Origin of the sequence: Pseudomonas sp. EGD-AK9, assembly GCF_000465935.2 — a bacterium.
GTDB lineage: Bacteria > Pseudomonadota > Gammaproteobacteria > Pseudomonadales > Pseudomonadaceae > Aquipseudomonas.
The window spans coordinates 1-558 of record NZ_AVOF01000949.1 but is presented as its reverse complement, the minus strand read 5'-3'; the positions used below and the strand labels follow the sequence as shown (position 1 = coordinate 558).

The 558-nt window shown below is 72.9% G+C and carries 1 protein-coding gene; it reads left to right on the top strand.

The features are described from left to right. Nucleotides 1-558 (top strand): DNA polymerase Y family protein (locus N878_RS25820; RefSeq protein WP_021446357.1); only part of this gene is annotated, 558 nt, incomplete at both ends.

Genomic DNA, 558 nt, shown 5'->3' with positions numbered 1-558 from the left:
ACCTGCCTGTCGAGCGTATCGGCCTGTCCCGCGAGACCGCCTCCGCCCTCACCCGCATGGGCCTGCGCAGCCTGCAGCAGTTGCTCGCCCTGCCGCGTGACGGCCTGGCGCGGCGCTTTCCGGCCGAGCTGCTGCGCCACCTCGACAGCCTGCTCGGCGAACGGGCGCTGGCCCTGGAGTTCTACCGCCCGCCGGATCGCTTCGATGCGCGCATCGAGCTCAACTTCGAGGTCGAGTCGCACCAGGCGCTGCTGTTTCCGCTGCGCCGCCTGACCGCCGATCTGGCCGCCTACCTGGCCGGGCGCGACAGCGGCGTGCAGCGCTTCACCCTGCATCTAGAGCACCGCAATCGCCCGGCCAGCCAGCTGGTGGTGGGCCTGCTCAGCGCCGAGCGCGATCCGGCCATGCTGCTGGAGCTGACCCGCGGCCGCCTGGAGCAGCTGCAACTGCCGGCGCCGGTGCTGGCGCTGCGCCTGGAGGCCCGCGAGTTGCCCGCCTTCGCCCCGCAGCACCGCCAGCTGTTCGACGAGCGACCGCAGCAGTCGCTGCCCTGGGAGC